Annotated in this window: 22 protein-coding genes and 1 pseudogene; 9 read left to right on the forward strand and 14 right to left on the reverse strand. The window is 58.0% G+C overall.

Translation table 11 applies throughout. From position 1 onward, the window contains the following. Positions 1–182 (forward strand): annotated as a pseudogene (locus tag A9D60_RS26880) (AAA family ATPase); the annotation flags it as partial. Continuing rightward, positions 160–783 carry a hypothetical protein gene (locus A9D60_RS17180; RefSeq protein WP_083194242.1) on the forward strand — a complete coding sequence of 208 codons (624 nt, stop codon included), beginning with the start codon at positions 160–162 and terminating at the stop codon, positions 781–783. The pseudogene A9D60_RS26880 and the gene A9D60_RS17180, both read left to right, overlap by 23 nt. Positions 784–1,423: 640 nt before the next feature. On the opposite strand, the gene A9D60_RS17185 is transcribed toward A9D60_RS17180, so the two are convergent. After that, positions 1,424–2,413: a carbon-nitrogen hydrolase family protein gene (locus tag A9D60_RS17185; RefSeq protein WP_065268724.1), complete on the reverse strand. Its 990-nt coding sequence runs from the start codon at positions 2,411–2,413 to the stop codon at positions 1,424–1,426. Positions 2,414–2,423: 10 nt separating this feature from the next. Continuing rightward, entirely contained in the window at positions 2,424–2,840 is a 417-nt protein-coding gene (locus A9D60_RS17190) for a VOC family protein (RefSeq protein ID WP_065268725.1), read from the reverse strand. 92 nt (positions 2,841–2,932) lie between these two features. Here A9D60_RS17190 and A9D60_RS17195 point away from each other — a divergent pair, with 92 nt between their 5' ends. Next, positions 2,933–3,811, forward strand: a complete 879-nt coding sequence (locus A9D60_RS17195) for a LysR substrate-binding domain-containing protein (RefSeq protein ID WP_065268726.1) — start codon at positions 2,933–2,935, stop codon at positions 3,809–3,811. Positions 3,812–4,062: 251 nt separating this feature from the next. Here the strand turns inward: A9D60_RS17195 and A9D60_RS17200 are convergent, their stop codons facing one another. The 6 genes from A9D60_RS17200 to A9D60_RS17225 all read right to left on the reverse strand — a co-directional run bounded on the left by A9D60_RS17200 (position 4,063) and on the right by A9D60_RS17225 (position 9,583). Beyond that, the gene (locus A9D60_RS17200; protein ID WP_441295061.1) at positions 4,063–5,031 is read right to left on the reverse strand and encodes a relaxase/mobilization nuclease domain-containing protein; all 969 of its coding nucleotides are present in this window, start codon (positions 5,029–5,031) and stop codon (positions 4,063–4,065) included. A gap of 239 nt (positions 5,032–5,270) precedes the next feature. After that, entirely contained in the window at positions 5,271–5,810 is a 540-nt protein-coding gene (gene mobC, locus A9D60_RS17205) for a plasmid mobilization relaxosome protein MobC (protein ID WP_065268727.1), read from the reverse strand. Positions 5,811–6,321: 511 nt separating this feature from the next. Beyond that, a complete protein-coding gene (locus A9D60_RS17210) occupies positions 6,322–7,383 on the reverse strand; it encodes a ParB/RepB/Spo0J family partition protein (RefSeq protein ID WP_065268728.1) in 1,062 nt (353 codons plus the stop codon). After that, entirely contained in the window at positions 7,380–8,120 is a 741-nt protein-coding gene (locus tag A9D60_RS17215) for a ParA family protein (RefSeq protein WP_065268729.1), read from the reverse strand. Before A9D60_RS17215 ends, A9D60_RS17210 begins: the two co-directional genes overlap by 4 nt. A gap of 396 nt (positions 8,121–8,516) precedes the next feature. Next, complete coding sequence (locus A9D60_RS17220; RefSeq protein ID WP_065268730.1) at positions 8,517–9,032, reverse strand: hypothetical protein; 516 nt, start codon at positions 9,030–9,032, stop codon at positions 8,517–8,519. 188 nt (positions 9,033–9,220) lie between these two features. Beyond that, on the reverse strand, positions 9,221–9,583 hold the full coding sequence (locus A9D60_RS17225) for a DUF2958 domain-containing protein (RefSeq protein WP_065268731.1): 363 nt from the start codon (positions 9,581–9,583) through the stop codon (positions 9,221–9,223). 408 nt (positions 9,584–9,991) lie between these two features. Between A9D60_RS17225 and A9D60_RS17230 the strand changes: the two genes are divergently transcribed. The 3 genes from A9D60_RS17230 to A9D60_RS17240 all read left to right on the forward strand — a co-directional run bounded on the left by A9D60_RS17230 (position 9,992) and on the right by A9D60_RS17240 (position 12,033). Further along, positions 9,992–10,588, forward strand: a complete 597-nt coding sequence (locus A9D60_RS17230; protein WP_141117950.1) for a DUF6088 family protein — start codon at positions 9,992–9,994, stop codon at positions 10,586–10,588. Between the two features lie 130 nt (positions 10,589–10,718). Further along, on the forward strand, positions 10,719–11,600 hold the full coding sequence (locus A9D60_RS17235) for a nucleotidyl transferase AbiEii/AbiGii toxin family protein (RefSeq protein ID WP_302621850.1): 882 nt from the start codon (positions 10,719–10,721) through the stop codon (positions 11,598–11,600). A 109-nt stretch (positions 11,601–11,709) separates the two neighbouring features. Then, complete coding sequence (locus A9D60_RS17240; protein ID WP_065268732.1) at positions 11,710–12,033, forward strand: H-NS histone family protein; 324 nt, start codon at positions 11,710–11,712, stop codon at positions 12,031–12,033. Between the two features lie 95 nt (positions 12,034–12,128). Here the strand turns inward: A9D60_RS17240 and A9D60_RS17245 are convergent, their stop codons facing one another. Together A9D60_RS17245 and A9D60_RS17250 are read right to left on the reverse strand one after the other, a co-directional pair. After that, on the reverse strand, positions 12,129–13,250 hold the full coding sequence (locus tag A9D60_RS17245) for an aminotransferase (protein WP_065268733.1): 1,122 nt from the start codon (positions 13,248–13,250) through the stop codon (positions 12,129–12,131). A gap of 18 nt (positions 13,251–13,268) precedes the next feature. Next, complete coding sequence (locus A9D60_RS17250) at positions 13,269–14,216, reverse strand: ornithine cyclodeaminase family protein (protein ID WP_065268734.1); 948 nt, start codon at positions 14,214–14,216, stop codon at positions 13,269–13,271. A 116-nt stretch (positions 14,217–14,332) separates the two neighbouring features. Here A9D60_RS17250 and A9D60_RS17255 point away from each other — a divergent pair, with 116 nt between their 5' ends. Together A9D60_RS17255 and A9D60_RS17260 are read left to right on the forward strand one after the other, a co-directional pair. Next, positions 14,333–15,070: a helix-turn-helix transcriptional regulator gene (locus A9D60_RS17255; RefSeq protein ID WP_254656720.1), complete on the forward strand. Its 738-nt coding sequence runs from the start codon at positions 14,333–14,335 to the stop codon at positions 15,068–15,070. Positions 15,071–15,525: 455 nt separating this feature from the next. Then, positions 15,526–16,638, forward strand: coding sequence for a Fic family protein (locus A9D60_RS17260; RefSeq protein WP_065268735.1), 1,113 nt, complete (start codon positions 15,526–15,528; stop codon positions 16,636–16,638). A 44-nt stretch (positions 16,639–16,682) separates the two neighbouring features. Here A9D60_RS17260 and A9D60_RS26165 read toward each other — a convergent pair whose 3' ends face one another. From A9D60_RS26165 to repA, 4 genes are all read right to left on the reverse strand, one after another. After that, positions 16,683–16,925: a hypothetical protein gene (locus tag A9D60_RS26165; RefSeq protein ID WP_141117951.1), complete on the reverse strand. Its 243-nt coding sequence runs from the start codon at positions 16,923–16,925 to the stop codon at positions 16,683–16,685. Between the two features lie 350 nt (positions 16,926–17,275). Continuing rightward, the gene (locus A9D60_RS17265) at positions 17,276–18,430 is read right to left on the reverse strand and encodes a helix-turn-helix domain-containing protein (RefSeq protein WP_217492067.1); all 1,155 of its coding nucleotides are present in this window, start codon (positions 18,428–18,430) and stop codon (positions 17,276–17,278) included. A 251-nt stretch (positions 18,431–18,681) separates the two neighbouring features. Next, on the reverse strand, positions 18,682–19,644 hold the full coding sequence (repB, locus tag A9D60_RS17270; RefSeq protein WP_065268737.1) for a plasmid partitioning protein RepB: 963 nt from the start codon (positions 19,642–19,644) through the stop codon (positions 18,682–18,684). After that, positions 19,634–20,836 (reverse strand): plasmid partitioning protein RepA, encoded by a 1,203-nt coding sequence (repA, locus tag A9D60_RS17275; protein ID WP_065268738.1) that lies wholly within the window; start codon positions 20,834–20,836, stop codon positions 19,634–19,636. The genes repB and repA overlap by 11 nt, the downstream gene beginning before the upstream one ends. A gap of 1,241 nt (positions 20,837–22,077) precedes the next feature. Here repA and A9D60_RS17280 point away from each other — a divergent pair. Beyond that, positions 22,078–22,779 (forward strand): hypothetical protein, encoded by a 702-nt coding sequence (locus tag A9D60_RS17280; RefSeq protein WP_441295062.1) that lies wholly within the window; start codon positions 22,078–22,080, stop codon positions 22,777–22,779. Positions 22,780–22,804 lie beyond the last annotated feature (25 nt).

Below are 22,804 nucleotides of genomic sequence, written 5' to 3' on the forward strand. Positions count from 1 at the left end.
TGGACCGACTGTTGCACCATGCCGTTGTGGTCCAGATCGAGGGCGCCAGCTACCGGTTGCGCAAACATGCTGACCTGATCCCCGAGCACACCCGCGCCCATGCCAACATTGCACCGCCGCTCCCGCCGAAACGGCGCGGCCGGCCACCAAAAAACGGAGGTGCCGATCACCATCGCGGCTGATCGCCGAACCCGCGAGGTGGGGAAATTTGCGCCAGCACTTCCGGGGAAATTCAATCCAGCATTTACAGAAGACATCGAACGTGCGGAGGTAAAGAGCCGGAAACCCGCTGAAGCCGCGGTCAAAATGAACGAGCCGCAGCTTACGGATCCGGCGCCAGCCGTACCGGTTGGTCCTGCAGCCCAGCAGTCAAACCCGGAGGCCAGTGGAATCCCGGACAAGGAACGGGAACAGCAGCCTGCCACCGATCGCCTGGAGGACCGCATACGCCACTTCGAGCCGGGCGACGAGCAGGTGAAAGGAGCCGCCAGCATCGTTGCAAAGACAGATGCCGCACTGCGCCACGCCGGAGTGCCCGAAGAAGAACGGGAAACGGCCCTGTCCAATTTGGCGGGCAACCTTGCTGAAAGCCTGCGGGCCGGGAAGACCTTCGACCTGCAAAAACTTCCCAATGTCACCAGGGAACAGGAAGCCGAAGCGGAGAAACTGGCCAAGGCTGGCCAGCAGACGAGCGCTGAGGTGCGGCAGGCAAAGGTTCAGCAGCGAGGCCAAGGTGACCTAGAGGAACGGCAGCGTGAAGAGGCCCTCGGACAACACCGGTGATCCTGTTACAATCACCCGGAGATGTCACATGCGGCGTGCAGATGGTGTGGCAACAAACACGCCATCAGGTGTGCGGCCGCCTCAAACCAGCAAGGACTGTATTGGCTGCCCGGTGACGCTTTCTGCCGGCGCGTCACGCTTCGCTCCGAGGTCGGCCGCACCGCTGGATAATAACGGATTCCAGGGGTGAAGTCTTGTCGGCCTCATCCTTGGTCTTCAAGAATTGTTCCCAACTGATCGGTCCTTGTGCCGCCCCTCAACGCGCAAGATTGCTTGCGTCTATGGGGCAAATTTGCGCCTAAGCTTGAGCCTTGCGGCTATTGATGTGATTTAGGAAAGCGCCTTTGTGGTCCCGGACCACACCCCGCAGTACGGCCCGTTGCACGTGGAGGACGACCCTGACTGCCGCCGCCGCCGCATTGGTAAAAACAGCGATTGGTCAAAACTGATTGTTCCGCAGGCCCTTTCTGTGTGGTCCCGGACCACATTCCCCAAACTGTAAACGCGCCACCTTCCGGGCAGCGTTTTCGTTAACAACAGTGGCCATTCATGCACTGCGCGGCGAACTCACTGAATGAGCCCAAGAGTCACCGATGCTGCAAAGTGTCTGAACGGCGGCTTCGGTGATTTCTGCTAAGCACTAGTCTTGGAAGTCAGCCTGCCCTTGGCGTTTCCTGTTCACCTTGAGGCGCAACACATCGGGACGCGCGTAATGCCCTGCTTGATCCAGATTTTGGCGCTCGCCTCGGACAACGCCTGCGTCGAGCTGCGCGACAATCAACGCCTCCTCATTCAGCACAGGGTCAATCATAAACGTCCCATCGGGAGCCACAATCGTTGACCCGCCGTTTGAGACGATCTCGGCACCGTCAGACAAAATGACCTCAAGGTCGGGCGTGTCTTCAGGGAAGTCCTGCGCGCGCATCAAACCCGAACAGGCGATCACATAGCTGCGGCTCTCTTTGGCAATGAACGCGGGCAGGTCCTGGGTGTTGTGCAACCCGCCCGGCCAGACCGAGACATGCAGGCTTTCGCCCTGCGCATAGAGAGCAGACCGCGCCAACGGCAACCAGTTTTCGTAGCAGTTCAGCCCCCCAACACGAAACGGGCCAAGATCATGAACCCGCAAACCATGCCCATCTCCTTGCGCCCAGGCGAGGCGTTCTTCGTATGTCGGATGCAGTTTGCGGTGGACTGACTGGATCACGCCAGCCGCGTCAATGAAAACCAGCGTACAGTAGAGACTGTGCCCGCCACGATCCGGAGCGCGTTCCATCACACCAAGATAGACAGCGATTTTGTGGTCGCGGGCAAGCTGGGCGACTCCGTCCAAGTCACCCCGTTCGATGACCACGCCTTGGTCGACATAGCGTGCGTAGTGGTGTTTTTGGCGCGGATCATTAAAGCGGGCACCATCCGTGCGTTCAATCCAGAACGGATACCCGGGCACAAGCGCTTCACCAAAAGTGACCAAACTGCAGGCCTGTGCTGCAGCAAGTTCTATTGCCGCTTCGACCTTTGCCAATGTTGCTGACCTGTCCAGCCATACAGGCGCAATCTGGGCGACCCCAACGGTCAAACTATCTTCGTCTCGGGCGGCTTTGGATGCCGGTGTGTGTAATACCTGCATGATGCTCTCCTTAATGCGCAAACAAGGCCGCGCGGTTTGCGAAGGCTTTGAATTCAATCCCGTTTCCCGATGGGTCGCGCACAAACAGGGTCGCTTGCTCACCCGGCTCTCCGATCATCCGGCGCTTTGGACGCATGATCCAATTGGTTAAAGCGTCTGCCTCCAGCCTGGCAGAAAGCGCGTCGAATGTTTCCATGTCCAAAACGACCCCAAAATGCGGGATCGGCACGGCATCCCCATCAACAGCCCCCATGCCGGTTGCCGTGTCTGACGACTGCAAGTGGGCTGACATCTGGTGCCCGAAAAAATCGAAATCGAGCCATTCACCGACACTCTCTCGTCCTGGGGCGCAACCGAGCTTTTCGATAAAAAAGCGCCGTGTTTCCTCAAGATCAGTGACGGGGAACGCAAGATGAAACGGGTGCATGTGTTTATCCTTTCGGCTTGGCGACAATTTCTTTATCTGCCCTTTCACGCATCAAACCGAAAATAAAGCGCAAGAGTACATGAGCCAAATGCATGCAAAATGACGACCGCAAACTGGCGATTTTTGGGGCGCTGCCTGTTCTGGAAGCTGCAGTGCGCCACAACAGTTTCACTAAAGCTGCCCGAGAGTTCGGCCTGACCCAAAGCGCGTTGTCGCGCCGCATCCAAGGGTTAGAGCGTGATCTTGGCGTCGTTCTGTTTTCCCGGCGCGGGCGTTCGATCACGTTGACGAAAGACGGGGCGCGTTTGGCTGATGCGGCGCGCGCATCGCTTGATTTGCTCGAAAATGCCCGGCATCAATCGGAGGCAGGCCTAACCGGCACCTTGACAGTGGGCGTGCTGCCGTCTCTTGCGAGCTGTTGGCTGATACCGCGCTTGTCCGTCTTTTGTGCTGAACACCCCTACCTTCAGGTTCGAATTGAGACAATAGATGCGGATTTTCGAGACGATCACAAAGACCCGGTCACGTGGGATCCGTCATCGCTGGATGTCGTTGTGACGCGTGGACGAGGCGGGTGGCGATCCCTTGTTGCAACCAAACTCTTCGACGAAGCGATGATCGCCGTCAGATCGCCGGGATTTGATGTCAAGGAGCGCTTGGGTCATTCGACAAGAACCGGCGCATGGCAGGCCTACATTGATGAAACTGGCGTTGAGATTAACCTTTCCAGACCGGCTCTTGTCTTCGAACATTACTTCATGGTGCGGGAAGCTGTACGGGTCGGGCACGGTGTCGGTTTACTACCGTCCGTTTTAGTGGAGAGAGATCTCGAAACGGGTGAACTCATCGCTTGCGGACCGTCAGCGCTTTCAGGTGCGGGTTACTATGCGATATCGACCGACCGAAATGCCAGCCGCCCGACCACAGCGGCATTTGTCAATTGGTTGTCTAAAGCGCCGCAAAACAGGTGAACAATCGATAGCTGCCATTGGAGCATGTGCAGCGAACTCACACTATGTCCCGCATCTCGCCCATCGAAATTCCGGCATTGAAAGTCCGGTGTGTGTCAGAAATGCCTAGTGTTTAGACTGGAAAGGACTGACAGCCGCCATCGTCGAGACTATTGGTTCTCCGCCATCACAACGGCTGCAAGCCGTTTTCTTAGAGTGACTGATCCGGCCGTACCCCTGCGCATAACTCCAGCCACCTTTGCTGGGGGGCCTTACCGTTCACGCCCCCTGCCCGGCCGTGAGCGGTCTTCTTCCCCTCGCCCTGGCTTCGGGGATTGCTCCGCACCGCGGTGTCCGGTTGTACCGCCAGTACGGCCATGCGATTGCGGCATTTCCAGTGATCTGGCGATCTCCGTCCGCTGCGTGGCCACCTCTGTCAGCCGGGAGGTAAAGCGCTCTGTCTCCTGTGCCAGGTCCCGGTCCGCGGGATCATCGGATTGCGCCAGTATCCGGACTGCTCCCGTATAGGTCCGCATGACCCTGTTCCGGCGATCAGCAATTGCCGCGTCCCAGGCATGGGTTGGAAGCACGCCGTTGTTGCGCTCCAGATCCCGGCGCACCTCATTGCGCTTTTTCGCATCGATATAGGGTTTCCCGCCGCGCTGGCGGATCTTGTAAACCGGTGTGCTTTCGCCCCGACGGGTCTTGCCCCGGGCATGCCGCGGGGTGGATTCCGCCTCGATGCCGCGCTGGCGCAGCTTCTCTGCAAAGGTATCGCGCAGGTGCTGCAGATCAGCTTTGCGCAAGTTGAGTTTCACTCCGTCATGTCCAACCGTGCGCACTGTCAGGTGCACATGCGGATGCGGGGTGTCCGTGTGGAGCGCCATGGCGTAGTCGTGGCGGCCGCCGAATTCCTGTTCCGCCAGCGCCCGCACCGCATCCCTTACACCGGTGGCATTTGTATTACCTGGCATTGAAAAAAGAATGCTCGTGGTGATCCTTGTGCGGTCCGACGCCATGCCCGCGGCCCGCGCATCGTCATGCTTCTCGATCCAGTCCCGGTATAGCTCTGTAGTAGCCTGCTTGCCCTTCAGCACCTCGCCAGCGGAAGTCTCTACCTCCAGCTTGCCGCTCCGGCTGATGTAGTTGATGTGCTCCGCAACGCGCCTCGCCTCGGTTCCCCGCGTGACCTTGATCGGGTTCCCGTGCTTGTCAGTTTTGGCTGGCTTGGTCACCTTCACCATGACCTCCGTCGTGCCTTGGACCACCCGCGCCAGCCGCGCCTTGTCAGCCGCAGAAATCGTCTGCCCGCCACGGGCAGATAACGTCGCCCGGTCTGCTTTTACGCTCGCCTTGGACTGCTGAGGGCTGCTGCGCCTTTCAGTCTCTTCAGCAAAAAAACCGGAAGCCGCATTCCGAACTATGCGGCCCTTCCGGGGTGGCCAGCAGTCCTGAAACCCGTAGGTGTCCTTGAAGTCGCTCAATCCGCAAGCTCCTCTTCCTCAAGGCCAAGCTGAAACGCCAGCCGCCCCCGGGCGAAGTCGCGCACCTGCTGCCGAAGCTCTGCCACCTCACCGCGCAGCTGCGCCACCTCTTTCCTGGCAGGAGAATAGCTATCCCCGGTGAAGACCCCGCGGTTCATCGCATAGGCGATCTGGTTCACGTTTGTGGCCAAGCCATGTATCTGCCGCAGACCTGACATGAACCGGCGGCGGTCGCGCGCCGTCGGCTGAGGGGCTGCGCAAAGCCGCGCGGTCAGCAGATTGGCCGCCCAGGTGGACGGTGTGACCCCGGCCCGCTCTGCTTCCCTTGACAGAGTGTCACGGGCATCAGAGGCCAGGCGGACTGTGACCTTGCACTCGCGGCGGGACCGCGAGGAAGGCGACTGAGGCTCTGTCCGGCCCTCCTCTTCTCCCAGAACGATATCGATGAGCTGGCCCAAAAATGCCGAAACGGTTTGCCCCTTGGCCCGTGCCACGGCTGCAAGCTGGGCATGGCGGTCTGGGGGCAAATAGGCCATCGCGGCTTTCTTTTGTGTCGGCATTTCAATCTATGGTAATGTACTTGCTGGCGATACACCTATCCTGCATTAGCTCTACAGGAAAGCAGATTTGTGGTCCCGGACCACACTTTGCGTTGCACCCTCAGTTAGGGACAGGCTGGACCTCACCGCCCTAAAGGCGGTGAGGTGCTTCTGACGGTGTGCCATCTGCCGACGTCATTCCCGGAGGAAATGTGGTCCCGGGCCACGCGCTTGGCGCCGGGCGTGCGGCGCGATGGCCGAACCTCTTCACTCTGGCAGGAACAGGTATTCCAAAGTTCCAGCCAGACCATTGGAAAAATTTTGGGCCTCCGGAACCCAACGGGATCCGTAAATGTGGTCCCGGACCACATTCCCCAAAACCGAAAACGCGCCACCCTCCGGGCAGCGCGTTGTTCAATGCTAAGATTTTCAGCAGCATTCACTTCGGGCGAAACCGCCCTGGCAAACGTACAGGCGGCGGGCTTCCTCGAAAAGCATACTGGAGCTTTTACAGCGCGACGACCTCGATCAGTTCCAGCTCCGACAAAGGAACCTCCTCCACCCGGCTCCCGTTTTCGAAACTCACCAGGATGGACTTCGGGCTCGAGGCAGTCCGGTCCGTTAGAAGACGGCCAATAGCATTGCCATGCTTGCAGATAATGGCTGCCCCCCTGCCCGCCTGTTTCTTCTGCGCGCCAGGCGTGCTTTGCACCTCCGGCGCTTTGACTTTTCCGACTTTGTCCAAGGATGCATGCTGGACGGCGACCGTATCGCCGCCCACTTGCATTTCTGGGGTATCCATCTGATCTCTGTACCCGGCTGCTGCGCTCGCCACGGTGCGAGGAACCTGGACTGGGCCCGCGGCATCTTGGGCCAATCTGGAACGCAATCTCGCAACAGTCACCCGCGAAACATCCGCCGCATCGGAAGTCTGCACAAATTCTTCCACATCTTCCGGGTTCTTCTTCCAAAGCGCATAGAGGTCGGACAAGGCCCGGACCGGGACATCCTGTTCCGCCAGCTGCTGCAGCGGCTCAGGCATGCCAAGGACAGCCGCAAACCGGGAGACTTCGCTTTCTCCCCACCCTAGCGCGCTGGCGATGTCGCTCCGGGACTTGCCAGCTTCGCGCATGGCTGACACGGCAGTGGCGATTTCAAAAGTGGTGAGGCCATCGCGCTGCACATTCTCGGTTAGCTGCGCCATGCGCAGCTCCTCGGTCATTTCCCGTTCTATGGCCGGGATCGACTGCAGGCCTGCCCGTTTCGCGGCGCGGTAGCGCCGCTCCCCCATGATGATCAAATGCCTGCCATCGCCGTTGAGCGGCTGGACGGTGATTGGCTGCAGGACGCCTTGCACGCTGATGCTGTCCGCCAGGGACGCCAGTTTTTCCTCGTCAAAATGTTTGCGCGGCTGGTCCGGATCCGGCCCGATTAAGTCGATGGGGATATCACGTGGGCTCCCCTGCCCTGCTGTCCGGGATGTGCGCATCAGGTCATTGAGGGCACCGGCCTCTTTCAGAGAAGACAGCATGGACCTATTGACCCGGGAGTTAGAACCGCTGTCGTTCATTTATCTGCCCCGACATTTTCAAGGAACCATTCAAAGAAGGCCTGAAACTCGGCCGCGGCCTCGCGGCCGCTTCTGGTTGAAACTTCACTGACCGGCATGCCTTCCGCCTCGGCCTTTTCATAGGCTGTCCGGTTCCGGATCGCGTGCGGAATGATGAGCTGCGGAAACTCCGCCGCCATGACTCGCAAGGACTCTCGCTCCATCTCCTTCACCGCGTCAAAACGGGACGGCAGCAGCCCCAGGAACTTCACATCCGGGTTGATCTCCCGGACTTCGACCAGAGCTTTCAGCACGGTCTTGATCCCGTCTACGGAAAACCGCTTCAGTTCAATGGGCGCAAGAATGTAGTCGGCTGCCAGCATCGCCCCATAGACGGTTGCGCTGTAGGTCGGCGGTGTGTCGATGATACAGAAGTCTGCCCCTTTCAGCGCCCGCAAAGTTCCGGCCGTGTTGCGTAGAATGGCATCGTCCCGGACGACCGGCATGTCGGCATGCCCCTCGATTAGCACCAGCTCGCCAGGGGCGGCCGAAAATTCAGGCGGGTTCCCCGCCTCCACCAAATCGAGCGCGTTGCCGGCCACCCGCTGAGCTGGCAGCGCAGTTGTGAGATTGCACTGGCTATCGAGATCAACTGCCACCGCGGAGTATCCCGCCAGCATCAAAGAATAAGCAAGCTGTGTGGCAACAGTCGTCTTACCGGTGCCGCCCTTGTTGTTTGTAATAACTATGGTTTTCAATATTCAGTCTTTCCTCGCAGCGCTCGCCCACCCCTGAGGAACCCTGGCCGTCAAATGGCACCAGGCGGGTTCTTCTGGGGTTCAGCAATCACATCGGGCGCGGCGGCAATATTTGAATGCGTCTTGTTTCGGTCACCGGATCTTGCTGAAGGCCCTTCATCAGATAGAACCTGGCACAAGCACCGAGGCGGCGGTTGTTAAGGAATGCACGGCATATGAGAGGGTTCCGGACTTCCCCCGCGAGGCTCCAGAAAAGTATATTTTCCATGCAGGCCTCTCCCCTTGCGTGTCATCACCACCGGAGGTTGAGATATCTGTCACCTCGCAGGACATCAATCGCCAATGTGTGATCGCTCCTGCAGTTCTAAGCCACGCGGATCAGCGCGGTCCAATGCTCTACCGCGCTTTGGCGATTATGCCATCTTTGCCAACAGCTGCGATGCTATCGGAAGTGCGGCGTGCCAGGTCCACCCCGTCGGCGGAGATGCTGGCTTCCGCGAACTCTGTCTTCTTCAGCACAGATCCGTCTGCCTCCACCCAGGTGGTCTCGCTGCTGCTTTCGCGAGTGATAGATCCATCATGGCTGATCCGGATCGAAATGCCCGCCACCGCAACTGTTACTGAATCTTCCGTCACCAGAACCCCGTTCCAGGCATCCGGGAAATCGCGGCGCAGGACAATCTTGTCCTGGCGCAGCTTGATTTGCACGTCCTGCTCCGTGTCCCCTGCTGCGCTTCTAACCACAACAAAGGCTTCCTGCTCGCTAGGATCATTGTGAATACTCGCACTGGCATTCTTCGGAGGCCACACCTTCGGGGCTGCGCGCCGCGCGCCTTTCTGGTCCCGGTGGAAACCAATATACAGCTGAGCAGAGCGCCAGGTTTGGCGCAGCGAATTCACAAGTTCAGACATTGGGCTTAATCCTCAAAAGAATGTGCGCGCACCGGACCAAGTCGGGTCCTCCCAGCGCCGCTAGTTTTGCTCAAATTCATTGTTGCAGGCGTGCTGACTGACCTCGGCCAGTCAGCCGCCCAAAAGTTCATAGGGTATTGGCAGCACGGTTAGGACGGGCCCTTACCCCATGCAAGCCAAGGTTCGGCTTACGCCTGAATGGCACCGTGCAGACGCGCCTCCCGTGCGTAGTCCACAAGCGGTTTTGACGATGTCCAGTATAGGTCGCGTTCGATCCTCAATCCAAAGGGGCCGCGGACTGCCATCAGTTCCGGGATGTACACGCTGCCCAGTTCCGGGCAGCCCATACCCAGATCACACAGGCCGAAGGCGAGATTCCTGTCTTCAGGATCAATTTCGCTGATTAGCCAGGTTGCGGCACCCCAAGGTGTGAAAAGCTTCACCACTGGCTGCCGCGACATGTCCTCAGAAATCTCCCCTGCCCTCTCCTTTGCCGCGATTGCCCCGTTCTGCAGCAGCTTCTCAAATTGGTCTTCCGTAAACAGGTTCATACCCAACGTCTCCTTTGTGTGATGGCCATCGGGAGGTCCCCTTTGGCTCTGGTTTTGAGCAGAGCCCTGCAAGGGCGCCGTCTCTAAAACCTGACCCGCTGGCGAAGCGTGGGGGGTAGCAACTGCAACTGGAAACCGATGGGAGTGGTGCGGCCCGCAGGCGCAGCCGAGGACACGGTCCCAGCGGTTTCCGGTTGCGGGCGCGTGGGGGCAAAGCCCCCTAGTAATCCGTCGCAGCGGCGTTCGGCTTACCCGAACCCCAAGACAAACAGGGAAAGCAGGTTTCTCAAAAGTCGGGCAAACTGGTCCTTCCGTTTTCTTGCAGCAACTTGGCGCCTTGCCAGCGTCATCACCGCAAAACTTGATTGTCAGCAATTTCTATACTATTTTCTGACAAGGAGATACGCCATGATCATGTCCAAGATAAAACAACGCATCATCGGGAAAGGCCGCGGGTCAGTTTTCACGCCGACGGATTTTCTGGATATCGGATCCCGCGCGAGCGTGGACCAGGCTTTGTCGCGGCTGGCCGGCCAAGGTGTAATCCGCCGCCTGACCCGGGGACTCTACGACTACCCCAAGAAAAGCCAGCGCTTCGGTTTGCTGTCGCCGTCTGCTGATGACATTGCAAAGGCAATCGCTCGCAAGGACAATCAGATCCTTCAGCCCTCCCCTGCCATGGCCGCCAACCAGCTCGGCGTTTCCACGCAGGTGCCGTCCAAGCCGACTTATCTGACCGATGGCCCAACACGCACTAAGACAATCGGGCGGCAAGTGATCCAGTTTCGGAACGCTTGCTCCAAAACCCTTGTTGGAGCGGGCCAGAAGACCGGCGCGGTATTCCAGGCACTGCGCTATGTCGGGAAAGACCGGATCGATAACCACGTAATCGATAAACTGGCTCAGACGCTGAATAACCGTGACCGGGCCCTGCTCTACAAACAAAGCAAGCACGTACCCGCCTGGATGCACCCTATCGTTCAGCAGATCGTCACGCAGGCCTAAGAATATGGAGAAGTTTGCCAACGACGCACCTTAAAACCGGGACGAAGCCTTTCAGGAAACCGCCGCGCAGCTTGGATCGTCCAAGGCAATTGTCGAGAAGGATTTCTGGGTCTGCTGGTCTCTCAAACAGTTGTTCGCCCTGCCCACCTTTGGAGATCATATGATCTTCAAAGGCGGAACATCCCTTTTCAAAGCTTATGACGTAATCCACCGCTTTTCCGAAGATGTGGATCTGTCCCTCGACCGGACACAGTTTGGCTTTGACGGCGATCGGGATCCAGAAAACACTTACCTATCCGGCAAAAAACAAAAACAGCTTCTCCAGGAACTGCAGGATGCGGCCGGAAAAATAGTCACCGGGCATCTTCTCGATGAAATCAAAACTGCATTTGATGCTGGTTTGGAGCAGGAGTTTTCACTGCAGGTTGACCGCAGTGATGCGCAAACACTGCTCTTCAGTTACCCATCAATCGCAGCATCGTCAGATAGTTACGTTAAACCTGCGGTTCGCTTCGAATTTGGTGCACGGGGTGTCCATCTGCCTGCCGAAGACCGGAAGATTTCCCCATACCTGCACCAGGCCTTTCCGGATCTGCTGGACACTGGCGAGATCGAAGTGAAGGTTTTAGGTGTCGAGCGCACCTTCTGGGAAAAGGCAACAATCCTGCACATGCTCTACCATCAGGATACCGCCAAGCCACTCGCTGACCGCATGTCTCGCCATTACTATGATATGGCTCAGCTTATCGGCCATGAGGCCAGGTCCCGGGCGCTCAGCAGCCTTGATCTCCTGGATCAAGTTGCGCATCACAAGTCGGTCTTCTTCAAGGCAGCCTGGGCCAATTATCAAGATGCAAAACCGGGCACGCTGCGATTGATGCCAAATAAAGAACTCACGACCGCATTGCGCAAGGACTACGCTGGAATGCAGGAAATGATCATCGGACAAGCCCCTGAATTCGATGAAATCCTGCACGCACTTGAAGGCTTCGAGGTTGAAATCAATAGCTGAGTACAACGACTAAAGTCTGATTGAATTAGTATCCAGGTCAAAAGCCTGCCACTTGCCACAAATAACTTTATCTGCTTTGAGCAATTCAAACCGAAAACACAGGTGAGACATGACAATAGATCTGAGCGGACTGAATGCGGCTGAACTCAATGCCCTGTCCAAGGAAATTGAAGACCGCAAAGTTGAAGTGGAAAAAGAAGCGAAGCAAAACGCCTATTCTGAAATGCTGGCCATCGCCGACAAACACGGTGTGCCCTTCGAAGAGGTAATTGCGCTTCATGGCGCTAAGGGCCGAAAGTCCGGCGCAAAAGCACCGGCCAAATACGCCAATCCAGAAGACGCATCCCAGACATGGAGCGGCCGCGGGCGAAAACCGGCTTGGGTTCACGAAGCATTGAAAGCTGGCAAGTCCATCGAGGACCTTGAGATCTGAAGATCCTAAGCCTTATTTGCGCCAACCTGCGCAACAATACATTGCTTCAAAAAGGCAGCGGGCCGGCGGCGTTCAGCCGCCGCGCATCCTCTTGACTACCCCTGTGCTGCCAAAAAGTCGGACACAAGACCCAACCCCTGCTTCAGGACTTCCGGCGCATTGGCATAGCCAATGCGCACATAGCCCTCCATGCCCAATGCCGAACCCGGCGTGAACATCACCCCTGTCTCCTTCAGCAGCGCTACGCAGAACTCCCGCGAGCTCATCGGCAAATCGTATTTCAGTAGCGCCGTGGTGCCGGATCGCGGCTTCACCCAGGAGATCCGCGGTTCCTGTTCCACCCACGCCTCCAGGATCGCCAGATTGCCGCGGGTGATCCGCTGGCTGCGCGCCAGCACCTGTTCGCGGTTTTCCAGAGCCAGCGCGGCAAAGTGATCGTCGATCATGCCCACCGAGATGGTGTCGTAATCGCGGTGAATGGCCACCGCCTCAATCACCTCCCTCGGCCCGGCGATCCAGCCCAGCCGCAACCCGGCCAGCGAATATGCCTTCGACATACCGGCGGTGGAAATCCCCTTCTCATAGATATCCGCGATTGAGGCGGTCATCCCGTCCCCCTCCTGATCGGTACCGCGGTAAACCTCGTCACACAGGATCCAGGCACCCGCCTCGCTGGCAATGGCCGCGATCTCCTCCAGCATCGCCCGGTCCATCAGTGCACCGGTCGGGTTGTTGGGGTTGTTGATGGCAATCAGGTTCGTTTCCGGCGTCACCAGTGCCCGCAGCTCGTCCAAGTCAGGCAGAAATCCGTTCTCCTCGCGCAGGCGCAGCTGATGCCCATCCGCACCAATGCTCGCGGGGATCGAGTAATGCTGCTGATAGGTCGGCACCACCGCCACCACGCGGTCACCGTGCTCGACCAGCGCTTTGTGCACCAGCATGTTGGCGCCGATGGTGCCATGGGTGACGATCACATTTTCCGGGCTTTGCCCCTTGTAGAGAGCCGCAATGGCATTACGCAGCCGGTCCGAGCCCTCGATCGCGCCATAAGTCATCTTCATCGCAAGAAGCTCGGACAAATCAGCAGAGTTTTTTCCCGCCAGCTGCAGCAGCTCCTCAATGGTCAGGCTTTCAACACAGGTCTCGGCGAGGTTCCATTCACATTTGGTCTCCCACTCGTTCATCCAGGTTTCGACGCCGAAAGGGTCTATATACATGGGCCTCTCTCCTGTCTCTCAAGCGCTGGCGGCGCGGTAGATGGCATTCGCAATGGCGATATCCTCCAGCCCCAGTCCAATGGAACGGAACAACACTGGCCGCCCAGCTTCAGGCCCCTTGCAGGTTCCGGCAGCAAGCCCAGCCAGATCACCCCGGACCTGATCCGCACTCCAGCCATAATCCCGCGCGGCCAGCACCATCTCCCCGGCGCTAGCCGGCGTGGTCTCGCGATAGTCGCAATAGACCTGCGCTGAAGCCAGGAAGGCGGGCGCAATTTCATGCGCCTCAGCCGCATTGGTGCTGATCGAGGTGACCAGCGCGTCGGGCGCCACCACGGTTGCATCCAGAACCGGTGTCCCCGAAGAGGTGCAAAGCATCACCACATCCGCCCCCCGCGCGGCCTCTTCCGCATTGGCCGCAAACACCGCATCCGGGCAGATCCCGCGCCACGCGGCCTGCTTGCCCGCATCCGTACCCAGGCCGGGCGAATAGACCCGCACCTCCTGCCAATCGCGCAGACCCTGCACATGCCGCCAATGCGCCTGCGCCACGGCGCCGGAGCCGATCACGGCCACCCGCGCAGACCCCTCGCCTGCCAGCAGATCCACCGCCAGCGCCGTGGTGGCCGCGGAGCGTTCGTTCGTCAGCCGCCCGGAATCGCACAGCATCAGCGGCTGGCCTGTCTCCATCGACATCAACAGGGTCCAGGCGGTGATCACCGGCCGACCCTCGCGCGGCAGATAAGGCGACAGCTTGGCGCCAAAAGTGCCCGCCCCTGAAGCGGCCCCCAGATAGGTGATGAAATCCCCCTGCCCTTCCGGAAACAGCGTCAATGTCTGCGCAGGCTGCACCGCCTGACCGCGGCCCAGGTCTGCAAACAGCGCGCGCATTTCCTGCAGCACATCGACCTGCGGCAGCAGCTGCGCCACGGCTTCGGCATCCAACACAATCGGGGTTTTCGTCATCGGCAAATTCCTTCTATGTCCGAAGGGTAGCGGCCCCCCTGCACTGCCGCCATCATCCCCAAGGATGATGCATGCCTCCCCGCCGCGTGTTATGGCAGGCGGACCGGGAGGATAACGTGGAATTTCAAGGCACTGACATTGCGGCTGCGAACAGCGCGCTGGCCAGCGTCATCAGCGGCCAGCGCGGCGCGGCCGGGCTGATCGCCGCCGCCCGCCCGCTTCTGCCTTTCACCGCCGCCTTCTGCGTTGTGAACCGCCCTGGCCAGCGCCCACACTACCTGGATGACAGCTACCCGCAAGGTGCCGCCAAAGACGCGGTGCAGCTCTATGTTACCAGCACTTACATGCTGAACCCGGTCTATAACGCGCTGCTCGACGGGCCGCAGCCGGGGCTCTACCGGATGGCGGACCTGGCACCCGACAATTGGAACCCGGCGCCAGAGACCCCGGACATTCTGGTCGAGGACGCCGAGGAAATCGGCTACCGCACCCCCGGCTGGCCCGCGGGGCTGGTGGAACTCACCCTGCTAACAGAACTGCCCGACGGAGCCATGGGCGAGGTCAGCTTTGCCCGTCCTGCGGCAGACGGCGGTTTTCCCGATGATCTGCTGGACCGGCTGCGCCCCTTTCTGCCGCTGTTCGGGGCGGCATTCGCCCGGCTCTGGTCCCGGCAGGCCCCTGACCTCAGCGCTGCCAAACCGGAACGGACGCTGCAGGACTTTGCCCGCAGCACCCTCTCCCCGCGGGAGGCGGAGATCGTGCAGATGATCCTCAAGGGCCATTCCAGCCTGTCGATCAGCCTAACCCTCGGGATTGCCCTGCCGACGGTCAAGACGCGCCGAAAGAACGCCTAACCAAACTGGGCATCAGCACCCAGCAGCAGCTGTTCAATGCCTTCCTGCAATGGCAGAGCAAGGCGTGCTAGCAGCGGCATTCTTCCCAAGTTCTGAGACACCAGCTTAAACCTTGACGGCAATGACGATGATTTTGAGTGTTTTGCCTAACAGTCTTTCGCTACGCGCGATCTCTTCAGGCCATGCAAAATGGCAAAGCGCCCCTAGCGGGCAAGAAGTCCAGTGAGAGCACTGACCCGCTAGCACTCCAATCGAGTGCAGACTTACTCGGGCGCTGCCTCGAGCTTAAGCCAAGGCCCCATTCGAAGGTGACTTCCCTTATCTTGAAAATGACAAGCCTTGCATCCGCGTCCACTTAGCACCGAGCCCAGCTGGATTGCAGTTGATCGATAGCATTGACCCCTATAGATCAAAATGTGACAATATTTGAGCTATAGGAAGGATCTCTATACCTCATGCCATGGAATTGGAAAATGCCCGGGTGGCCAGGCTTTCGGTATGATGCCTCGGCTCTCGAGCCACTGGAACGGCAATTTCTGCTGTCTTCCGGCGAGATTCTCGGAGCCGTGCATCATGTCAGCCACTCAGAACGCGAGCAACTCCGCATCGAGCTACTTAGCGATGAGGCAATGCAAACCAGTGCCATCGAAGGTGAGATTCTGGACCGGCTCAGCGTTCAGTCTTCGCTGCGCCGCCATCTGGGGCTGGCGCCTGACAGCTACCCAGCAAAGCCGCGGGAGCAAGGTGTCGCCGAGATGATGGTGGACGTCTATTCCAGCTTTGCAGGCCCGCTTTCTCACGAAACACTGTTTCGCTGGCACAATATGCTCCTGTCCCATGACCGCCGTCTTGAAGCCATCGGCGGCTACAGGCGGCACGCGGAAGCAATGCAAATCGTCTCCGGCCGACTTGACCGGCCGACAGTACATTTCGAAGCCCTGCCTTCGGGTCAGGTCCTGCGCGAGATGGAACGCTATGTTGGCTGGTTCAATACCACCGGGCCGGACGCTCCTGGGCCGCTCCCTGCCCTGACCCGGGCCGGGCTGAGCCATCTTTACTTCGAGAGCATTCACCCTTTCGAAGACGGGAACGGCCGTTTGGGCCGCGCCCTGGCCGAAAAATCTTTGGCGCAGAACCTTGGTCAACCAAGCCTCATTGCCCTTGCCTTCACCATAGAAAGGGAAAGGAGAGCCTATTACGACCAGCTCGAAGTGCACCAAAAAACGCTTGATGTAACAGCCTGGCTTGTCTGGTTCGCTGAGATCGTGCTGAAGGCTCAGCAGGTCACACTTGACCGGGTCGGTTTCTTCATCGGCAAGGCGCGCTTCTATGACAGGCACCGGGACCATTTGAACAGCCGGCAAGCCAAGGCAATCGCGCGGATGTTCAGAGAAGGCCCCGGAGGTTTCAAAGGCGGGCTGAGTGCTGAGAAGTACCTCAAGATCACCGGTACATCGCGGGCAACGGCAACCCGGGATCTGCAGGACCTCGTTGAAAAGAGCGCGCTCACCCGTACCGGTGAACGCCGCTATACGCGATATTGGTTGAATCTGAACGAAAAGGCCTAGGACCACGGACCGGTTCCGCGGCCTCTGCTAGTCCGCTGTATTTCTCAGGTGGCCAGTGAAAGAAACGTCCAGTCCGGCTTTCGTTTCAGATCGTTCAGAATTCTGCTGGCGAGCCCGGTATTATTGTTATCGTCATGTTCGCCGGTGTTTCCCAGCCGTCGGATGAATTCGAGAAACATGGGCTTGGACAAAAGATTGAAACTGATGCCCCCGGCGCCAACTGAGCCCAGGGCACTGCCTAAAAAATGCCCGCCCCGGCGACCACGTGGATGTTGAGGTTTGGCCAATCAGCCTGGTGCCCGATATCTAGTTTAAGACCCAGTGAAAGATCAGCTCTGTTTCTCTCTACGGCGAATTGTAGCAAGTAGATGCAATCGAGCCTCGCTTAAAGTTGGCCACGGCCAACTTCGCTATAAATGTCGGCATCGAGTTGTGATGCCTGGAGGTTAGAGCTGAAGAACTATCGGAGGTGGTCAGTTGGCAAAGTTCTTTCATTTCAAAATCATCTTGGCTAGAACGGCAAACTCTGTCCCGACAATATCGAAGGTTCCAAACTGCGGACTGAGTTGGCCATGGCCAACTGTTGCGTCACTTTTGATGCTTGGTTCACCACCAATCGCTGGAAGGAAGGAAATAATTACGGTTGCAGCTGTCTTGTCTGATGACCAGCAATGATCCTTGCCAAATATCCATCAGGGTTACGAATGCGACTGGCATTGCCTATCAGGTAATCGAGTGTTTTTAGCAGGTGGGTCCATCCCATCGAGGCGATGGCCTTAGCCAAAGTTCTTTCACTCAAAGCAATAAACCTCCCAAGAAGGTAAACCGTTTCTTGAAGCTGTGACAGAGATTTAGGAATGTCGGGGAAGAAGGTAGATACATTTTCGAGTGAGAACCAAATGTCGGAGGCATCCTCGGTGCGCACAAAATCCTGTTTGTTGGCTTTAGTTTCTTTTTTTATTTCTATTTTGTATGTTTCTACTTGGCGGACATTTCGACCGTCTGCGCCGGACATACTAATAGTTTTGGTAACTTGGCTAGAAGATACCGTGTCCTCAGAACGAAGTTCTTCGACCGTTGGGTTTGCTTTCGAAATGTTATCAGGTGAGCTGGACCGATTAGGGTAGGGGGCCTCCTTGGCAATTTCCAATAGCTGATGATGAACAGCACGGACGCCCTCCACTCCGAGCGTTACTCGCCGTAAGATCGTTTTGGCTCCTTCGACAACATCTATGGAGGCTTTGCCCAGTGTGTCGGCGCGGCGAAGGAGTTCTGCCCGCAGAGCCAATGCCTGTGCCCGCAGGCCGCGGATCTCTTCTTCTTCCGCTTTGATCTGCCGAGCCAGGCGGATAATCCGGTCCGCGGCCAACAGTAGCGGAGAAATGTCGATGCCATAGGCATCAATAATCTTTCCGCTTGCCCTAATTGGGAAACGCTTCCCAGTAGCGCTGTCTTTGCGTCTGACCAAACCAGCAGCCACGAGGCGATCGATATTTCGGCGAAGCTTCCGATCGCCCATACCATTTGCACGCTCGCAAATGGCGGCATTAGACGCAAATATGACAAGCAGCATCTCGTGCGCTACAGGAACTTCTGCGCCGGTCATTTGGTCCTGGCAGGGTAGGAAGCTGAGAAGCGTCGCTAGGACGGAAACATTGGTGTCTGTCAGGCCCAAGCGTTTGCGCGCGATTTTGAGTGCAAGCAAAAGATCCTTGCGCAGAACTGGACGGAATTCTGCTGCTTGAGTTCGGGCACAATCCAAGTGTGCCCCGGCACGGGGTGCCGCGGTCATTTTGGTTTCCATGTCGTTTCAGACGGCAAAAAGAAACCGTTCACCGAATTCGGTGTTGCAGTGATTCGATTTTGGAGGTACCAAGTAAGTGTCTAAGTTACAGGGACCCTCTGATAAGCTTCACCGCTGTCGGGGGGTTTCTTTTTACGCTCTGTCTGCCTCCTTGTGTTTCTGCTCGCTTTCATTAAGTTGGCCACGGACAACCTAATGAAAACAATTACTTAGCGCATTTTCCACTTTTTCAAACACGCCTATGTTCTAGTTTGGGTCCATTCTGAAAAAATCGTTTCAAGGTTTTCTTCAAGGAACCGAATGAATGCCTTACTGGACTTGTCGGCCTGTATTGTGATGCGGGCTTCCTTCGCTTTGAAGCTGACAGCGCCTCCGGAGATCTCTCCGCTCTGAGTAGGGGAGGGGGGGCGGCGAGCCGGTTGGCTGCCCTGGATCGCTTCAGCCTTCTGCATCGCCTTTATCAGGGCGATGAGGCGCTCGTTTGCATTAGTACAGCTTGATGGGATCATCTCGAGGATTGCGCCCTCTCCGAAACCGTTTTCGAGGGTCACCAGACGTCTCAGCTCATACCAAGGTCGGCGCCCGGAATCCCGGGCGGGTCCGATTGCACGGATCACAGAAGCCGGAACATCGCGTACAACGCTGATGAGCTTGCTGAGAGTGCCTTTGTCGACAACCAATGCTTCACAGATGTCCTGCCGGGTGAAACCTGCTTGCTCTAACTTGGCAGCAAAAACAGCTTGCTCAATAAAGCTACGCTGCAAGCGGGCTGAGTTTTCAAGCGCTTGAGATTTCAGGGCTTCCCGGAGATCCATATCCTTGATGAAGGCCTTGACCTTGATGCCAAGGGCGCGGCATGCGGCAATTCGGCGGCGACCATAAACCACTTCGTATCGCGGTCCATCGCCACGGCGGTAACGCACGAGGACCGGAAGCTCTTGGCCGGAGTCCCGAATGGATTCGACCAGGTCATCGAGGCCGTCCTGCACATCGAAGCGGTCAGCAATCTCGGAGTCAGCAATCTCGGAAACATCGATTTCCTGCGCTGATTGCGATGCAACCTGCGTCAGTACATCCGACATGTTTTTTAGCGACTTCGGCGCACCTTCTTTAGAAGGTGTAGGTGATGCCGCTGTAGAGTTATCTGCCGGTTTTTTCTCAGCCATTTGCTGTAGGCTTCTGGCAAGTAAATCACGCTTCATCGTCTACCTCCCGTCCCCAGGCTGTCTGGATCTTGCGTTCGATATCGTCGGCAACGCCGATTATGGATTCGATTGCCCGGTCATATGTTTTTCTGTTTTTTGAACCACTTAAGTCGACCTCAAAAACAGTCTTTTGAGCGAGCCCTGCGTCACTGACCGCAGAAGATTTCACGAACGGGGTCGGGATAACGCTGCTACCTAGGATTTCTTTAATCCATTCCGCAAGGTCTTGTTGAGCACTAATGGAGGTGTCGAAACGGGTCAGCAAGTAAGTGAAGTTATCATACGCTCCGATACCCCCATTTGAATGGAGGACCTCAAGGACGCCCGACGCCATGTCCAGAAACTGGCTGGCAGATGCCAAATCGACCCGTTCCGGAATGATGGTCATGAGAAGGGAAGTCGAAGCGCAGACCGCCGACATGGTGAGATACCCGAGCTGAGGCGGGCAATCGATCATCACAATATCATATTCATCCTCAACCTGGCGAAGCGCATCCCGGATTCGGTTGAAGAAGACTGGTTGCTCGCCACGACTCAATGCCGTAGGGGTTTCGGTTTCGAATTCAGACAGCATGATACCGCCAGGAACTAAATCCAGATTGGGAAAGTAGGACTTCCGCAGGACTTCTGTGATTGGAACGCGGTTTGTCTCGCCATCATTGTAACGGATGGCATCGTAGAGCGTCCCACCATGCCGGAAATCTAACTCAGGCTGGTAGCCAAAGAAGGTTGTGAGTGAAGCTTGCGGATCGGCATCGATAGCAAGGACTCTATATCCCCGAAGGGCCAAGCGCTGTACTAGATGTGCGGAAGTGGTCGTTTTACTGGACCCGCCCTTAAAATTTACTGTGGACCAGATTTGGAGTTTGTCACCATCACGCCGACCCGGCAAAAAATGCAACGGATCCTTGGCATTTTGCGCAAGGATCTTCCTAATTTCGAGTATGTCTTCTGCGGTATAGGACCGTTTGTTACCAGGGCCTTGCTCGACCTCTGGTAGCTTGCCATCGAAATGAGACTTCCGGAGGTATCCGTCACTCACCCGAAGCAGATGAGCCACCTCTGAGGAGGAGAACGTCCTGAGGTGTTTCTCTTCTTTAGGTGCTAGGAACAGCTTCGACATGGCGTCGAGTGCTTCCGAGAGCCTGCTGGCGTCCGCTCGAAGCTTGCTGTGCAATACTGCGTCCATAGTTACTGCCCGTTTTTTGACCTTCTTAGTTCCGTTACTGCCCGGTACGGGCTGATCCACGAAGTGGAGAAACGGCAGTTGAGGCCATATTTGCTTTTTCTCGTTACAGCTATGACCTCATGGCACTCGAATCTCAAGGAAAAATTGGAGCGGTCTAAGATAGGAATACGCGGAAGTTCTGCCGACAACTGGTGGATCTCCTGCAGACTATAGTTGCAAGGTGATTGGTAAGGTGTTGATTTGGAGAAGAAAAGGCATCCACAGCTTATCCACAGGGTGGGCAGAGCTGGTAACTTCCCAGCTTGAGACCATCAGGTAGGGCTGTAACGCAAATAAGAGGCGTCCGTACGTAATACCAAAACAACCGTGTCTCAGTTGCTACATGTTTCACTCAGTCTTAGGCCATGTCGAAATGGCTGAGTCAGGCCTAATTCCGTTTCGACGCCACGTCATTCTGCCTGGATTCGGGCGGTACAGAAACGAAAAGGGGGCTGCCGGTTCATCCGGACGACAACCAAAGGTTCACTTGAGTACTGCCTGTCGCCCCCAAGTCCTCAATCTGGACGAAGGTGGGCTAGGCATGGGGGAAAACACACGCTTAGTCGGTGAAGGGCATAGAAGGATTTTCTTGCCTCTTTAGAGGATACTTCATGGAGTTGTCCGATCCAGGTCGATTTTCAGTTTGATGTGTCAGTTTCAAACGGAGGTTTGAAGGCGCGTGCGAATTTCAACCATTCGCCCGGGCTACCAGCTGTCCCCCTTGTTTCCTTGTTCCGGCCGGTGCGGCAGGGGCGGGTGCAGTGGCGCTGAGCGCAGTTCTCGCGCGGAGGCCCGCCGGGAAAGACGAAATCGCTTGAGTAATGTGCAAAATGACTACAATTTGCACATATGATCCGGACCCTATCTGAAACCAAAGGCAGCGGCACAGATGCCGGAAAAGGCCCCTATGATGGTGAAACCGGGGAGGAGGACCTGTGGTTCCTGCCCGGACCGCCGGAGGAGGAGCCGGACTTTCTGCCGCCGCTGCCGCGCGCCGAGCCGGATGAGCGGGCGCAGGTCGCCAAGTGGCAACAGGCGCAGGCGGCGGAGGCGCTGCATCTGGCGCAGACGGCGGCGCGGTTCGGGGCGCTGGATGAGCGGTTGCGGCGCGGGCCCGAAGGCTGGCGCTTGCCGAGGCGTCCGGGCTCAGCTGGCTGTCCGGCGACCGGATCTCCCCCGACAGGCTGGGGCTGTGGCAGGCGATGCGGGTCAGCGCGGCCGGCGATGATACCGCGGCGCTGCAGCGCACCGCCTGGGCGTTCCGCCGCCTGTCGGGCGGACCCGGCCCAGGGGCGGATATCGCCGGGTTTCTGGGCCGCCATGACGCCCCGGGCGAAGATCCCTTGTCCGGCAGGATCGCCGGGTGGAATGCCATCATGAAAACCGCATCCGCCCTGCATCCGATCGTCCGCGCGTGCTTTGCCTTTCACCTCTGGCGGATGGCGGGGATCGGGCCAGAGGGCGACGTTCTGGAGGGCGCGGTGATCGCTGCGCGCATGTCGGCCGGCGAAGGGCAGGGCGGCGCCCTGTTTGCGCCGGTGCTGATGAGCGGGGCAGGGGGGCTGCGCGGCGGCGGCGAGCCGCAGGAGCGGCTGCACCGCTGGCTGCAGGCGGTGGACCAGGGGGTTCTCCGGGCAATGCGGCATCTGGATCAGCTGGACCAGTGGGAGAGCGACGCCCGCAGCCGCGCCAAATCCCTGTCGGGCCGTACACCGCCGCGATTGATCGAGGTGTTCCGCAGCTGGCCGCTGGTAACAGCCCCGCTGGCCGAAGAACTGAGCGGCGCCAGCCGCGCCGCGGTGCAAAGGAACATTGCCTGGTTCGAGGCGAAGAACCTGGTGCAGGAGGTGACGGGGCAGGGGCGGTTCCGCGTCTGGCGGGCGTCCCTGAGCGGCGTGGCCTGAGCGGGATTACGGGCTTGAGCGCCGC

It is taken from the genome of Leisingera sp. JC1, assembly GCF_001679925.1.
Lineage (GTDB): Bacteria > Pseudomonadota > Alphaproteobacteria > Rhodobacterales > Rhodobacteraceae > Leisingera.

Coding starts and splice junctions, on each gene's coding strand:
- A9D60_RS17185 (WP_065268724.1), bottom strand. CDS start 2,413: ATGCAGGTATTACACACACCGGCATCCAAAGCCGCCCGAGACGAAGAT.
- A9D60_RS17190 (WP_065268725.1), bottom strand. CDS start 2,840: ATGCACCCGTTTCATCTTGCGTTCCCCGTCACTGATCTTGAGGAAACA.
- A9D60_RS17195 (WP_065268726.1), top strand. CDS start 2,933: ATGCAAAATGACGACCGCAAACTGGCGATTTTTGGGGCGCTGCCTGTT.
- mobC (WP_065268727.1), bottom strand. CDS start 5,810: ATGGCCTATTTGCCCCCAGACCGCCATGCCCAGCTTGCAGCCGTGGCA.
- A9D60_RS17210 (WP_065268728.1), bottom strand. CDS start 7,383: ATGAACGACAGCGGTTCTAACTCCCGGGTCAATAGGTCCATGCTGTCT.
- A9D60_RS17220 (WP_065268730.1), bottom strand. CDS start 9,032: ATGTCTGAACTTGTGAATTCGCTGCGCCAAACCTGGCGCTCTGCTCAG.
- A9D60_RS17225 (WP_065268731.1), bottom strand. CDS start 9,583: ATGAACCTGTTTACGGAAGACCAATTTGAGAAGCTGCTGCAGAACGGG.
- A9D60_RS17230 (WP_141117950.1), top strand. CDS start 9,992: ATGATCATGTCCAAGATAAAACAACGCATCATCGGGAAAGGCCGCGGG.
- A9D60_RS17240 (WP_065268732.1), top strand. CDS start 11,710: ATGACAATAGATCTGAGCGGACTGAATGCGGCTGAACTCAATGCCCTG.
- A9D60_RS17245 (WP_065268733.1), bottom strand. CDS start 13,250: ATGTATATAGACCCTTTCGGCGTCGAAACCTGGATGAACGAGTGGGAG.
- A9D60_RS17250 (WP_065268734.1), bottom strand. CDS start 14,216: ATGACGAAAACCCCGATTGTGTTGGATGCCGAAGCCGTGGCGCAGCTG.
- A9D60_RS17260 (WP_065268735.1), top strand. CDS start 15,526: ATGCCATGGAATTGGAAAATGCCCGGGTGGCCAGGCTTTCGGTATGAT.
- A9D60_RS17265 (WP_217492067.1), bottom strand. CDS start 18,430: ATGACCGCGGCACCCCGTGCCGGGGCACACTTGGATTGTGCCCGAACT.
- repB (WP_065268737.1), bottom strand. CDS start 19,644: ATGAAGCGTGATTTACTTGCCAGAAGCCTACAGCAAATGGCTGAGAAA.
- repA (WP_065268738.1), bottom strand. CDS start 20,836: ATGGACGCAGTATTGCACAGCAAGCTTCGAGCGGACGCCAGCAGGCTC.
- A9D60_RS17280 (WP_441295062.1), top strand. CDS start 22,078: ATGCGGGTCAGCGCGGCCGGCGATGATACCGCGGCGCTGCAGCGCACC.